General features: G+C 66.1%; 13 protein-coding genes. 3 read left to right on the forward strand and 10 right to left on the reverse strand.

The window, feature by feature from the left end:
- Window positions 1–3 precede the first annotated feature (3 nt).
- Window positions 4–288 carry a glutaredoxin 3 gene (gene grxC, locus ACVCNR_RS06485; RefSeq protein WP_354197632.1) on the reverse strand — a complete coding sequence of 95 codons (285 nt, stop codon included), beginning with the start codon at window positions 286–288 and terminating at the stop codon, window positions 4–6.
- Window positions 289–317: 29 nt separating this feature from the next.
- On the reverse strand, window positions 318–1,070 hold the full coding sequence (locus tag ACVCNR_RS06490) for a ComF family protein (RefSeq protein ID WP_447074165.1): 753 nt from the start codon (window positions 1,068–1,070) through the stop codon (window positions 318–320).
- Window positions 1,071–1,267: 197 nt separating this feature from the next.
- On the opposite strand from ACVCNR_RS06490, the gene ACVCNR_RS06495 reads away from it, so the two are divergent.
- Window positions 1,268–2,140: a methyltransferase domain-containing protein gene (locus ACVCNR_RS06495; protein ID WP_447074166.1), complete on the forward strand. Its 873-nt coding sequence runs from the start codon at window positions 1,268–1,270 to the stop codon at window positions 2,138–2,140.
- A gap of 51 nt (window positions 2,141–2,191) precedes the next feature.
- Here the strand turns inward: ACVCNR_RS06495 and ACVCNR_RS06500 are convergent, their stop codons facing one another.
- Together ACVCNR_RS06500 and ACVCNR_RS06505 are read right to left on the reverse strand one after the other, a co-directional pair.
- Window positions 2,192–2,812 (reverse strand): transglutaminase-like cysteine peptidase, encoded by a 621-nt coding sequence (locus tag ACVCNR_RS06500; protein WP_435521594.1) that lies wholly within the window; start codon window positions 2,810–2,812, stop codon window positions 2,192–2,194.
- Between the two features lie 139 nt (window positions 2,813–2,951).
- Window positions 2,952–4,226 (reverse strand): polyhydroxyalkanoate depolymerase, encoded by a 1,275-nt coding sequence (locus ACVCNR_RS06505; protein ID WP_354197638.1) that lies wholly within the window; start codon window positions 4,224–4,226, stop codon window positions 2,952–2,954.
- A 239-nt stretch (window positions 4,227–4,465) separates the two neighbouring features.
- Here ACVCNR_RS06505 and yihA point away from each other — a divergent pair, with 239 nt between their 5' ends.
- Window positions 4,466–5,161 (forward strand): ribosome biogenesis GTP-binding protein YihA/YsxC, encoded by a 696-nt coding sequence (gene yihA, locus ACVCNR_RS06510; RefSeq protein WP_447074167.1) that lies wholly within the window; start codon window positions 4,466–4,468, stop codon window positions 5,159–5,161.
- Between the two features lie 68 nt (window positions 5,162–5,229).
- On the opposite strand, the gene ACVCNR_RS06515 is transcribed toward yihA, so the two are convergent.
- The 6 genes from ACVCNR_RS06515 to ACVCNR_RS06540 all read right to left on the reverse strand — a co-directional run bounded on the left by ACVCNR_RS06515 (window position 5,230) and on the right by ACVCNR_RS06540 (window position 9,457).
- Entirely contained in the window at window positions 5,230–5,406 is a 177-nt protein-coding gene (locus ACVCNR_RS06515; RefSeq protein ID WP_354197642.1) for a Flp family type IVb pilin, read from the reverse strand.
- 118 nt (window positions 5,407–5,524) lie between these two features.
- Window positions 5,525–5,839: a hypothetical protein gene (locus ACVCNR_RS06520; protein ID WP_354197644.1), complete on the reverse strand. Its 315-nt coding sequence runs from the start codon at window positions 5,837–5,839 to the stop codon at window positions 5,525–5,527.
- A 122-nt stretch (window positions 5,840–5,961) separates the two neighbouring features.
- Complete coding sequence (mutT, locus tag ACVCNR_RS06525; RefSeq protein ID WP_447074168.1) at window positions 5,962–6,375, reverse strand: 8-oxo-dGTP diphosphatase MutT; 414 nt, start codon at window positions 6,373–6,375, stop codon at window positions 5,962–5,964.
- Between the two features lie 4 nt (window positions 6,376–6,379).
- Window positions 6,380–7,147 carry a GNAT family N-acetyltransferase gene (locus tag ACVCNR_RS06530; RefSeq protein ID WP_447074169.1) on the reverse strand — a complete coding sequence of 256 codons (768 nt, stop codon included), beginning with the start codon at window positions 7,145–7,147 and terminating at the stop codon, window positions 6,380–6,382.
- 5 nt (window positions 7,148–7,152) lie between these two features.
- Complete coding sequence (gene argJ / locus ACVCNR_RS06535) at window positions 7,153–8,394, reverse strand: bifunctional glutamate N-acetyltransferase/amino-acid acetyltransferase ArgJ (RefSeq protein WP_447074170.1); 1,242 nt, start codon at window positions 8,392–8,394, stop codon at window positions 7,153–7,155.
- Between the two features lie 154 nt (window positions 8,395–8,548).
- The gene (locus tag ACVCNR_RS06540; protein ID WP_354197653.1) at window positions 8,549–9,457 is read right to left on the reverse strand and encodes a peptidylprolyl isomerase; all 909 of its coding nucleotides are present in this window, start codon (window positions 9,455–9,457) and stop codon (window positions 8,549–8,551) included.
- A 251-nt stretch (window positions 9,458–9,708) separates the two neighbouring features.
- Here ACVCNR_RS06540 and secA point away from each other — a divergent pair, with 251 nt between their 5' ends.
- The gene (gene secA, locus ACVCNR_RS06545; protein ID WP_447074171.1) at window positions 9,709–12,435 is read left to right on the forward strand and encodes a preprotein translocase subunit SecA; all 2,727 of its coding nucleotides are present in this window, start codon (window positions 9,709–9,711) and stop codon (window positions 12,433–12,435) included.
- The last annotated feature ends 137 nt before the right edge of the window (window positions 12,436–12,572 follow it).

The following is a 12,572-nucleotide window of genomic DNA, read 5'->3' on the forward strand; positions in this document are numbered from 1 at the left end:
ACCTCACCTTTCAAGCGCCCTGTGGGACCGATCCTCGGCAAGCAGTGTATCAAGCCTGCCCTCGGCTTCCAACGCATGCAGGTCGTCGCAGCCGCCGACATGGGTCTTGCCGATGAAGATCTGCGGGAAGGTGGTGCGGCCGTTGGCGCGGGAGATCATCTCCTGGCGCAGTTCCGGCGAGAACGAGGCGTCATGCTCGGTATAGGCAACGCCCTTGCGCTCCAGAAGGCGCTTGGCCGCCGTGCAATAGCCGCACATGGCCCGCGTATAGATGGTTACATCGACCATTGGTCAACAATCCTGTCTCGTTATGCGGCTTATATAAGCGCTGACACGACGGGCCGGAAGTCCCCCTCGCCGCCCGGCAGCACGCGTGCGAAGGTCAGCACGTCCACCGCCTGCGCCCCGCCCTTCTTCAGCGCCAGCGTCACCGCCCGCACGGTGGCGCCGGTGGTGTAGACGTCGTCGACGAGCACCACCCTGCGCCCGGCGATGGCAAGGGCGCCCTCCGGCTCCACCCGGAACGCGCCGCGCAGATTGTCCTCGCGCTCCCGGCGCTCCAGCCCGACCTGCGGCCGCGTCTGGCGCACCCGCCGCACCACCGACGGCTCGAAGCGCACGCCAGAGAGCCGCGCCACGGCGCGCGCCAGTTCGGCGGACTGGTTGAACTTGCGCCTGAAGAAGCGCCGCCAGTGGAGCGGAACGGGCACGATCATGTCGGCCTCGGCGAGCAGTTCGCCGCCCGCGCGCAGCATCCACTCGGCCATCCACGGCGCAAGGTCGGTGCGGTCGTGGTATTTCAGGCCGCGCACCATGTCGCACGCCACCCCGTCATAGAGCACGGCGGCGCGCGCCCGCTCGAAGGGCGGCGGATCGGCAATCGCCTCCGCACAGAGGAAGCCATCGCCCATGTCGTGGGCGAAGGGCGTGCCCATCACCGGGCACCACGGCCGCTCCAGCAAGGTGAGACGCGGCCAGCAGGCACCGCACAGCACGCCCGGCCGGCTGACCTGGCGGCGACAGCCGGCGCAGACCGGGGGGAACATCATCCGCGCCGGCCATTCGAGCATGGTTCGGCCAAGCCCCTTGATCTCCCCCCTCCAATCGGCCACCTGAAAGGCCAGAGCCTATCCTAGCGCATGTCGCCCGAAAGTGGGAACCGGTTTCGGGAGAACGACATACGTAAAAACAACAGCTTAAGGCGCAAGGAGCGAATCCGAATGATCGCGACGCGCTTTGGCAGAAGAAGCCGGAAGCGGAACACGCGGTGCAGACCCTCTTCGACACCTCCCTGTGGCTGGCGCACAAGCGCAGGGCACTCGCCCGCCCGCAGGCCGGCAACGACTTCCTGATGCGGCGCGTGGCCGACGATCTGGCCGAGCGCCTCTCGGCGGTCGGCCGGCGCTTCGGCAAGGCCGCCGTGCTGTTTTGCCAGACACCGGCGGCAATGGAGGCCGTGACCGGCACCGGCAAGACCGAACAGATCGTGCGCGTCGAGTGCGATGCCGGCTTCGGCGGGGACGCAGATGCCCTGCTTGCCCCCTTCGAGACCGTGCCGTTCGAGCCGCAGAGCCTCGACCTTGCCGTGTCGCTGCTGTCCCTGCAGACGATGAACGACATCCCCGGCATGCTGGTGCAGGTCAGGCGCGCGCTGAAACCGGACGGGCTGTTCCTCGGCGCCATGGCCGGCGCCGGCACGCTGGCCGAACTGCGCGAAAGCCTGCTGGCCGCCGAAACCGAGCTTTACGGCGGCATCAGCCCGCGCGTCAGCCCCTTCGTCGACGTGCGTGACGCCGGCGCCCTGCTCCAGCGCGCGGGCTTTGCCCTGCCGGTGGCCGACATCGAGACCATGACCGTGCGCTACGACCACATGTTCGCGCTGATGGCGGATTTGCGCGCCATGGGCGAGACCAATGCGCTGGTCGACCGCTCGCGGCGTCCGGGCACGCGCGCCCTGTTCGCCTGCGCGGCGGAAATCTATGCCGAGCGCTTTTCCGATCCGGACGGGCGCATCCGGGCAAGTTTCCCGATTGTGTGGTTGTCGGGCTGGGCACCGGACCCCTCCCAGCAGAAGCCGCTCAAGCCCGGCAGCGCCAAGATGTCGCTCGCCAAGGCGCTGGAGAACCCCACCAAGCAATAAGCGGTGTCTACTGGCAGCTTCCGGAGCAGCGAAAAGTGAAGGCCGATACGCCTACCGGACCGATCCGACCAGAACCTGCTGGTCGTCACGGATCGAGACCCACCGCCCGGTGTGGTCCGCGGCCTGCCGCTTGAGGAAGCGGTAGCCGGTCTGGTTCCATGAGCGCACGTCATCGCGCAGATTATCGAGCACGAAATCGCCCTTGCTGGTGCGCACCGTCAGCACCGCATGGCCCTCGCCGTCGGGTTTGCGCACGACGGTGATCAACAGCGTGGACAGCGGCAGGCCGCGCGCCTGAAGCTGGCGCCGCTTTTCCAGCACATAATCCTCGCAGTCGCCCACGCCCTTGTCGGGATAGGTCCAGACCTCGTCCTTGCCGTAGATCTCGAGGTCGCTCATCGGCTTGACGGCGGCGTTGACCTTGGCGGAAACCTCCACCAGCATCTGCCACAGTTCCGGCGTCATCTTGACCGGCCCCCTGTCGACGGGACGAACCGAGCATTCGGAGGGGTTGGCCCTGCAGAACTCATAGTGGCCGATGGGCTGCGAGGTGATCCCGCCCGTGGCCATCGGCCCCGCAAGCGCTGCGGGCACGCCAGCGGTCAGCGCCGCCAGCGCAGTCATGCCTGTGATGATGGCGCGCAAGCGCAGCCTAGCCGGTGAGGAAGTCATCGTCCCCGCTCGCCCCTGTTTGTTAACGAAACGTTAACGGCGATTTACACTTCGTGTCAATTCGGGAGATGGCCTGCGTCACATCATGGTTACCGACGGCGTCCGACCGCGGCGAATGTGCAACAGTCGGGACGACGGGTCAGGAACGGTCGGAGCGCACCAGGCGCGGCTTCGCAGCGGCGTCGGCCTTGCGGTTGCTGGCGATGAAATCGAGGATGCGCGGGGCGATTTCGGCCCGGAAGCGCGATCCGTTGAACACGCCGTAGTGGCCGACACGCGGCTGCATGTAGTGCGCCTGCTTGGCGGCCGGCAGGTTCACGCACAAATCGTGCGCGGCCCGGGTCTGGCCGAGGCCGGAAATGTCGTCGTTCTCGCCCTCGATCGTGAGCAGCGCGACATTGCGTATCGCAGCCGGATCGACCCGCACGCCGCGATGCATCAACTCGCCTTTCGGCAATGCGTGGCGGATGAAGACGGTGTCGACCGTCTGCAGGTAGAATTCGGCCGTCAGGTCCATCACGGCCAGATATTCGTCATAGAAATCGCGGTGCTTCTCGGCGCTGTCCCCGTCGTTCTTGACGAGGTGCATGAAGAAATCCTTGTGGGCGATGATGTGGCGGTCGAGATTCATGCTCATGAAGCCCGACAGTTGCAGGAAACCCGGATAAACCTGGCGCCCGACACCGGGCGCCGGCCACGGCACATCCATGATGACGTTCTCGCGGAACCAGTCGAGCCCCTTCTCCTGCGCCAGCACGTTGACGGCGGTCGGGCTGCGGCGCGTGTCGATCGGCCCGCCCATCAGCGTCATCGAGGCCGGCGCGAGCGGGTCGCCGCGCTGTTCCATCACCGCCACGGCGGCCAGAACCGGCACCGAAGGCTGGCAGACGGCCATGACATGCGTGTCCGGCCCGAGGAAATGCAGCATGTCGATGACATAGTCGATGTAGTCGTCGAGATCGAAGCTGCCGTCGGCGGCCGGCACCATGCGCGCATCGATCCAGTCGGTGATGTACACATCCGCGTGCGGCAGCATGGTTTCCACCGTCCCGCGCAGCAGCGTCGCATAGTGCCCCGACATCGGCGCGACCATCAGGATCTTGGGATCAGGGCGGCGCCCGGCCGGCAGGTCCCGCTCGAAGCGCAGCAGATCGCAGAAGGGCCGCGACCAGACGACCTTCTCCGTGACATCGACGCTCGTCCAGTCCACCTTCGTCTCGTGGATGCCGAATTCCGGCTTACCGTAGTGACGGGTGGTGCGCTCGAACAGCTCCGCCGTCGCGGCGACGGACCGCCCCCACATGGTGCCGGAGAACGGATTGAGGGGGTTGGAGTAGAGCGCCCGCATGGCGTCCGCAAAGGCCCGGGCGGGCTGCAATGCAGCATGGTTCAGTTCGTAGAGCTGGTAGAACATCAAGGGTCCTTACTGGCTACGACCTATGAGGACGGCTATGCCGGACCATCAATGTCGGGCGGCCAAGTTAACAACATATTGCTGCAACGCAATATTTGATGCAACTTCATCCCAAAATCTTGTGGGAACATCGAAATTTCACCCGCCGGCTAAGATGGGCCGCCTTCATGCCTTTCTGGACGCGTCCGTCCGCGCCGCCTATAAGCGGCTCCCTGCCCGGCTATCGCGAAAGGCACCTCATGACCGGCCCCGACCAGACAAGCGCCCAGACCAGCGCCGCCAAACCCGTGCCTTCCGGCCTCGACATCGCCCTGTTCACCCGCCCCTGGGTGTTCATCCGGGGCGTGCCGGCCATGAAATTCCTGCCGCCGGAGGGTCCGCCCGAGATCGCCTTCGCCGGCCGCTCCAATGTCGGCAAGTCGTCGCTCATCAACGCGCTGGTCGGCAGGAAGGGCCTTGCCCGCACCTCCAACACCCCCGGCCGCACGCAGGAGCTGAACTATTTCGTGCCCGACGGCTTTTCCGGCAAGGGCGACGACCTGCCGCCGCTGGCACTGGTCGACATGCCGGGCTACGGCTATGCGCAGGCACCCAAGGAGCAGGTCGATGAGTGGACGAAGCTTGTCTTCGACTATCTGAAGGGACGCGTGACCCTGAAGCGCGTCTATGTGCTGATCGACGCCCGCCACGGCATCAAGGCCAATGACGAGGAGGTGCTGTCGCTGCTCGACAAGGCGGCCGTGTCCTACCAGATCGTGCTGACCAAGACCGACAAGATCAAGGCCGCCGGCGTGCCGCGCCTGATCGAGGAAACGCTGGCGAAAATCCGCAAGCGCCCGGCGGCGTTTCCGGCCGTGCTCGCCACCTCGTCGGAAAAAGCGGCGGGGCTGGAGGAACTGCGCGCCGCCATCATCCAGTGCGCCGAGGGCAAATAGAGCGGAGCCTGAAGGGGAAGCCGGTTTCCTGACCGGTCCGATGCCCGGTCAGGAAGTGCCGGCGCTTGTCATTCGAAGGCTTCGGCGATGTGGCTGTTGTTGGAATCCCACAAGGCCACCACCTGATCGGCGGCACCGCCGACAGCCACGACGATGGCAATCGAGATCAGCGTTGCGATGAGCCCGTATTCGATCGCTGCCGTACCCTGCCTGTTGCCAAGGAATTGCCCGATCAGTCTCGCCATGTGCCAATTCCCTTCTTTGGCACAGGCTTAGCCGCCAAGCATTAAGGAAGGTTAACGCAACAGGCTTAACAGCTCGTGAAGCGGCCCGATCCCGCCGCCGGGGAGCCGCCTTAACCGCTCAGCAATCCCCGCTTTGCGAACCGTCCGCCCGCAGCACGCACACCGCCGAGGGCGAGGTTTGCAGCACGCTGCGCCGCAGCGTGTAGGTGCTGCCGCGCGAGACCGAGCCGGTGGACATGAAGTCGAGCCCGCCCTGCCCCGTTCTCGACCATTGCTCCGGCGTGCGGTCGGCGAGATAGGAGGTGGCGAACAGGGCGAGCGCCACGATGGCGGACCCGAAAAGCAGCGTGATCCGCAAGATGCCCATCCCGGCCCGCGTCGCAGGACCGCCACGCCGGGCGCGCGCCGGCTTCCAATCGTTGTCGAGACTCAAAATGGCCTCCCCCGAACATTGCCCCCGGCCGACCAGGCCCTTGCAGGCCCGAAGCCATGTCCAGTTTTTCAGGACATGCTTAATCTTGCGTTAACGAAGACGGCGGGAAAGCGGCATCGCCGCTACAGCAGGTCGATGAGGAAGGGGATCAGCGGCGCATCGGCCGGCGGCATGGGATAGTCGCGCATCTGGCGCGGCCGCACCCACTTCAGGGCCTGCGCCTCGTGCGGCTGCGGCGTGCCGGTGAAGCGGCGGCAGACATAGAGCGGCATCAGCAGGTGGAAATCCTCATAGGTGTGGCTGGCGAAGGTGAGCGGCGCAAGGCAGGGAATCTGCGTCTCGATGCCGAGCTCCTCCCGCAGTTCGCGCACCAGGCATTCCTCCGGCGTCTCGCCCGCCTCCACCTTGCCGCCGGGAAACTCCCACATGCCGGCAAGCTGCTTGCCTTCCGGCCGCTGGGCGATCAGCACCCGCCCGTCGGCATCGACGAGCGCGCAGGCGCTGACCAGCAAAAGACGTCTCGGCTTGTCGGTCACGCGTTCAGGCTCCGGGAGGGCGGCGGTAGTGGTAGCGGTAGACCTCGGTGAAGCCGAGCGAGCCATAGAGCGCCAGCGCCGGTTCGTTGGCCGCCTCGACCTGCAGCCAGGCCTCGCGCGCGCCGCGCAGCCGCGCCCATTTGAGGGCCGACAGGAGCAGCTTGCGGCCATGGCCCTGCCGCCGTTCGGCCACATGCGTCGCCACCTCGAACAGGCCGACAAGATCGCTGTCATGCACGCAGATCATGGTGGCGAGGGGCTCGTCCCCGCGCTCCATGGCGAACAGCCCGGTTTCCGGCTGGATCGCCCCGATCAGTTCGGAGAGCCCCGCCCGCAGCGAAAGGTCGGCGCCCTGCACCTTGAGCGCGGCGGAGACGAAGCGGCCGATATCCTTGAGCGGTATCTGGTCGAGGGCCTGATCGACGGGGGCCTCGGCCAAGGGCAGGCGCATGACCAGCGATTCGTCGAAGCGCGACCAGCCCTCGGCGTCGAAATGGGCCGAAAGCTCCGGGCCGGACAGCGGCGACACGCGAAAGGTCAGCGGCCGGCCATAGGCCTCGAAGCGGCGAGCAGCGCGCCCGACGCGATCGGCGATGCTGGCGACGTCGCCGGGATCGAGCGGATTGACGGAATTGAGCCGCTTGGCCGGATGGCCGGCGGTGAGCCTGATCACCCAGGTGCCGTCATAGTGGACGGCGGCGGCCGGCCACGCGCGGAACCCCGCCGCCTCGTAGCGGCGCACCGCGGCCAGTCGCTCGCTCGGATGGATCAAGGCGCTCAGCTCCGGTAATCCCCGTTGATGGCAACATATTCCTTGGTCAGGTCGCAGGTCCATACCGTGGCCTTGCCCCGGCCGATGCCGAGATCGACACGGATGGCAATCTCGTCGCGCTTCATGTAGGCCGAGGTCGCCTCCTCCGAGTAGGATGGGTCCCGCTCGCCCTCATGGGCGAGGCGGTTGTCGCCGAACCAGATCGACAGGCGGTCGCGGTCGGCCGGCTCGCCGGCCTTGCCGACGGCCATGACCACGCGGCCCCAGTTGGCGTCCTCGCCGGCGACGGCGGTCTTGACCAGCGGCGAATTGGCGATGGACAGCGCGATGCGCTTGGCCGAGCGCGCCGATTTGGCGCCCTCGACGGTGATCTCGATCTGCTTGCGCGCGCCCTCTCCGTCCCGCACCACCTGCAGGGCCAGCGACTTCAGGATCTTGCCCAGCGCCCGCTTGAAGGACGACAGGCGCGGGTCCTTCACATCGTCGATGGCGGGCGCGCCGCGCTTTGCCGCCGCGCCGGTGGCGAACAGCAGCAGCGTGTCGCTGGTCGAGGTGTCGGAATCGACCGTCACCGCATTGAAGGTCTTGGCCGTGCCGCCGGACAGCAGCGCCTGCAGAACCGGCGCGGCGATCGGCGCATCGGTGGCGACGAAGGAGAGCATGGTGGCCATGTCCGGGGCGATCATGCCCGCCCCCTTGGCGATGCCGTTGATGGTCACGTCCGCCTCGCCGAGCTTCACCGTCGCCGTCGCCACCTTGGGATAGGTGTCGGTGGTCATGATGGCGCTGGCCGCTTCCTTCCACAGGTCCGGACGCGCATCCCGCACCAGCCCCTCCAGCAGATGGCTGAACCTGCCGGCGTCGAGCGGCTCGCCGATGACGCCGGTGGAAGCCAGGAACACTTCGCCTTCCGTGCAGGAGGCCGCCTTGGCCGCCGCCTTGCCGGTCATCGACGTGGCCTCGCGGCCCTTCTTGCCGGTGAAGGCATTGGCGTTGCCGGAATTGACGATGAGCACCCGCGCCTTGCCGCCGGCAAGGTTCTCACGGCAGAAATCGACCGGCGCCGACGGGCATTTGGAGCGCGTGAACACGCCCGCCACCGCGGTGCCCGGATCGAAGACCATGGCCAGGAGGTCGGTGCGTCCCTTGTACTTGATCCCGGCCTCGGCGGTCGCCATGCGCACGCCCTCGATGGCCGGCATTTTCGGGTATTTCCTGGGAGCGAGAGGAGAAACGGCGGCGGACATGTGGCCTCGGCTGGATGAAGGGTCGAATGGGGGAGGATTTGCCCCATAGCGCGGCGTCACGCAAGGCGTTTGAAGGCCGGCAAGGCGGCTCCAATGCAAAAGGCCGGTCGCGGGGACCGGCCTCTGTTTCGTTCATTCAGCCTGCAAAGGCGGCTTATTCGCCGTCGGCGCTTTCCACGGCCTTCTTCAGATCGGCATCCGGGATCTCGACCTTGGCGGCGGCGCGAGCGTCCTTGACCACGGCGAAGTACTTGTCGCGGATCAGCAACTGCTTGACCTGCTCCTTGACCGCGTCGAAGGCCGGCGGCTGCTTGGCGCGCTTGTCCTCGACCTTGATGACGTGCCAGCCGAACTGCGTCTGCACCGGCTCCTTGCCATAGCTGCCGACGTCGAGGGCGAAGGCCGCCTTCTCGAATTCCGGCACCATCTGGCCGGGGCCGAAATAGCCGAGATCGCCGCCGCTGGTCTTGCCGCTCGGATCGGTGGTGTTCTCGTTGGCCAGCTTCTCGAAGTCGGCGCCGCCGTCGAGTTCCTTGACGATCTTGTCGGCCTCTTCCTTGGTCTTCACCAGGATGTGACGGGCATGGACCTCGTTGACCGGCGGGGCGGCCGCGATTTCCTTGTCGTAACGGGCGCGGATCTCCTCGTCGGTGATCTTGCCCACGACTTCCTTCTCGACGAGCTCGCCATGAAGGGCGCGCTGCTGGAGGAAGGCGGCACGGCGCTGGAAGTCCTCGTCCTTGTCGAGACCCTCGGCGACCGCCTTGTTGGACAGGACCTTGACCTCGATGGCGGCGGAAAGGGCCGCGGCCCGGCGCTGCGCCTCGGGCAACTGCGCGAACTGCTGCGCCAACTCGCTCTGCGCCAGCTCCAGATCGGCCTCGGTGATCGGCTGTCCGTCGACCGTCGCCACCACGGCCTTGGGATCGACCGGCTTGGCCGCCTCGGTCGCCTGGGCGGCAGGCGCCTGCTCCTGGGCCGCCAGCGGCGCCACCGCCAGAGCCGAAAGGCTCACGGCAAGGCCAAGGCCGGCGAGCGTAACGCGTCGGTACGAAAATGACATGAAAGAAACTCCGGTGGAGATTGCGGACAGGTTAAGCACTTTCAGTCAGCGAAAATGTGGCAGAATTCCGCGCATTCCCGTGAAAAAGAGCGCCGTTGACATCGGTGGTGGCCACTCTTATCTGTCCCACGACTTTGCGTCCATAACCGTTTTCCGGGCGGTTTATGGTATTGCCTACGCGCAAAGGCGGGTATGACGGGCAATCCGGCACCTGCCGAACTATTCAGGATTGCAATCGAAAGGACCATTTCATGGTCAGTCTTGGCGGTTTCGCCCGTAAGATCTTCGGCTCCTCAAACGATCGGCGCATCAAGGCGACCCGGTCCCGCGTGGCGGCGATAGCCGCCCTGGAGGAGGAACTCAAGGCGCTTTCCGACGATCAGCTCAGGGCCCGCACCGACGAATTCCGCAAGCAGCTTGCCGACGGGGCGACCCTCGACGACCTTCTGGTTCCTGCCTTCGCCACCGTGCGCGAGGCATCCCGGCGCGTGCTCGGCATGCGCCCCTTCGACGTGCAGATGATCGGCGGCATGGTGCTGCACAATGGCGGCATAGCCGAGATGCGCACCGGCGAGGGCAAGACGCTGGTCGCCACCTTGCCGACCTATCTCAACGCCCTTGCCGGCAAGGGCGTGCATATCGTGACCGTCAACGACTACCTCGCCTCGCGCGACGCCAACTGGATGGGCCGGCTCCACCGCTTCCTCGGCCTCACGGTCGGCGTCATCGTGCACGGCCTGTCGGACGAGGAACGGCGCGCGGCCTATGCCTGCGACGTCACCTATGCCACCAACAACGAGCTCGGCTTCGACTATCTGCGCGACAACATGAAATATGAGCGCGCCCAGATGGTCCAGCGCGGCCACCACTACGCCATCGTCGACGAGGTGGACTCCATCCTGATCGACGAGGCGCGCACGCCGCTCATCATCTCCGGTCCGCTCGAGGACCGTTCGGAGATGTACAACACCGTCGACACCTTCATCATCCAGCTCAAGCCGGAAGACTACGAGGTCGACGAGAAGCAGAAGACCGCCATCTTCACCGAGGACGGCACCGAGAAGCTGGAGGGCATGCTGCGCGCCGCCGGCCTGCTCAAGGGCGAGTCGCTCTACGACGTCGAGAACGTCGCCATGGTCCACCACGTCAACAACGCGCTGAAGGCCCACAGCCTGTTCCAGCGCGACAAGGACTATATCGTGCGGGACGGCGAGATCGTCATCATCGACGAGTTCACCGGCCGCATGATGCCCGGCCGCCGCTATTCGGAAGGCCTGCACCAGGCGCTGGAGGCCAAAGAGCACGTCCAGATCCAGCCGGAGAACCAGACGCTGGCCTCCGTCACCTTCCAGAACTACTTCCGCATGTACGAGAAGCTGTCCGGCATGACCGGCACGGCGCTGACCGAGGCCGAGGAGTTCGGCAACATCTACGGGCTGGAAGTCACCGAAATCCCGACCAACCTGCCCGTGCAGCGCATCGACGAGGACGACGAGGTCTACCGCACGGTCGAGGAGAAGTACAAGGCCATCGTCCAGGAGATCAAGGACGCGCGGGCCAAGGGCCAGCCGATCCTGGTCGGCACCACCTCGATCGAGAAATCCGAATATCTGGCCGACCGGCTGAAGAAGGAAGGGCTGAAGGATTTCGAGGTCCTCAACGCCCGTCACCATGAGCGCGAGGCGGCCATCGTCGCCCAGGCGGGTAAGCCCGGCGCCGTCACCATCGCCACCAACATGGCCGGCCGCGGCACCGACATCCAGCTCGGCGGCAATGCCGACATGCGCATCGAGGAAGAGCTAGCCGATATTCCCGAAGGGCCCGAGCGCGAGGTGCGCGAGAAGGCCATCCGCGAGGACGTGGCACGGCTGAAGGAACAGGCGCTGGCCGCCGGCGGCCTCTACGTTCTCGCCACCGAACGCCACGAATCGCGCCGCATCGACAACCAGTTGCGCGGCCGCTCCGGCCGTCAGGGCGACCCGGGCCGTTCCAAGTTCTACCTCTCGCTTCAGGACGACCTGATGCGCATCTTCGGCTCCGAGCGCATGGACGGCATGCTCCAGAAGCTCGGCCTGAAGGAAGGCGAGGCCATCATCCATCCCTGGATCAACAAGGCGCTGGAAAAGGCCCAGACCAAGGTCGAGGCCCGCAACTTCGACATCCGCAAGAACCTCCTGAAATATGACGACGTCGCCAACGACCAGCGCAAGGTGGTGTTCGAGCAGCGGCTCGAACTGATGGACGGCGAGGGCCTCGGCGAAACCATTGCCGAGATGCGCACGGGCGTCATCGAGGAGATCGTCAGCAAGGCCATTCCCGAGAATGCCTATCCCGAGCAATGGGACCTGGCCGGCCTGAGGGCCGAGATCGCCCAGTATCTCAACCTCGACCTGCCGGTCGAGGACTGGGCCAAGGAAGAGGGCATCGCCGAGGAAGACATTCGCCAGCGCATCACCGAGGCTGTCGACGCCGCCGCCAAGGACCGCGCCGAGCGCTTCGGCCCCGACGTGATGAACTATGTCGAGCGCTCGATCGTCCTGCAGACGCTCGACCACCTGTGGCGCGAGCACATCGTCAATCTCGACCATCTGCGCTCGGTGATCGGCTTCCGCGGCTACGCCCAGCGCGATCCGTTGCAGGAGTACAAGGGCGAGGCCTTCGAACTGTTCCAGGCCATGCTCGGCAACCTGCGCCAGGCCGTCACCGCGCAGCTCATGCGCGTCGAGCTGGTCCGGCAGGCGGCCGACGCCCCGCCCCCGCAGGCACCCGAGGTGCACGGCCAGCATATCGACGCCACCACCGGCGAGGACGATTTCGGCGATTCGGCGGTTCTCGTCCGGTCCGAGGCGACGTCGGTCGTCGCCCCCGAGGACCGCGACCCAGCCAACCCGGCGACATGGGGCAAGGTCAGCCGCAACGAGCCCTGCCCTTGCGGCTCAGGCAAGAAGTACAAGCATTGCCACGGGACCTTCGCCTGACCGGCCAGGGCCCGTTTCAGCACAAATCAGAAAGCCGACCGGCTCGACCTCCGGTCGGCTTTTCGATTCGCGCGACCGCAGGGTCATCGCATCCGGCATTACCCATCCCCGTCCCCTCCCCACAAAGGGCAGTGTTC

The organism is Aquamicrobium terrae (assembly GCF_052978165.1).

Excerpts from the sequence above, each read along its gene's own strand:
- grxC (WP_354197632.1), bottom strand. The coding sequence starts at position 288 with ATGGTCGATGTAACCATCTATACGCGGGCCATGTGCGGCTATTGCACG.
- ACVCNR_RS06490 (WP_447074165.1), bottom strand. The coding sequence starts at position 1,070 with ATGCTCGAATGGCCGGCGCGGATGATGTTCCCCCCGGTCTGCGCCGGC.
- ACVCNR_RS06505 (WP_354197638.1), bottom strand. The coding sequence starts at position 4,226 with ATGTTCTACCAGCTCTACGAACTGAACCATGCTGCATTGCAGCCCGCC.
- ACVCNR_RS06540 (WP_354197653.1), bottom strand. The coding sequence starts at position 9,457 with ATGTCATTTTCGTACCGACGCGTTACGCTCGCCGGCCTTGGCCTTGCC.
- ACVCNR_RS06500 (WP_435521594.1), bottom strand. The coding sequence starts at position 2,812 with ATGACTTCCTCACCGGCTAGGCTGCGCTTGCGCGCCATCATCACAGGC.
- argJ (WP_447074170.1), bottom strand. The coding sequence starts at position 8,394 with ATGTCCGCCGCCGTTTCTCCTCTCGCTCCCAGGAAATACCCGAAAATG.
- yihA (WP_447074167.1), top strand. The coding sequence starts at position 4,466 with ATGACCGGCCCCGACCAGACAAGCGCCCAGACCAGCGCCGCCAAACCC.
- ACVCNR_RS06515 (WP_354197642.1), bottom strand. The coding sequence starts at position 5,406 with ATGGCGAGACTGATCGGGCAATTCCTTGGCAACAGGCAGGGTACGGCA.
- secA (WP_447074171.1), top strand. The coding sequence starts at position 9,709 with ATGGTCAGTCTTGGCGGTTTCGCCCGTAAGATCTTCGGCTCCTCAAAC.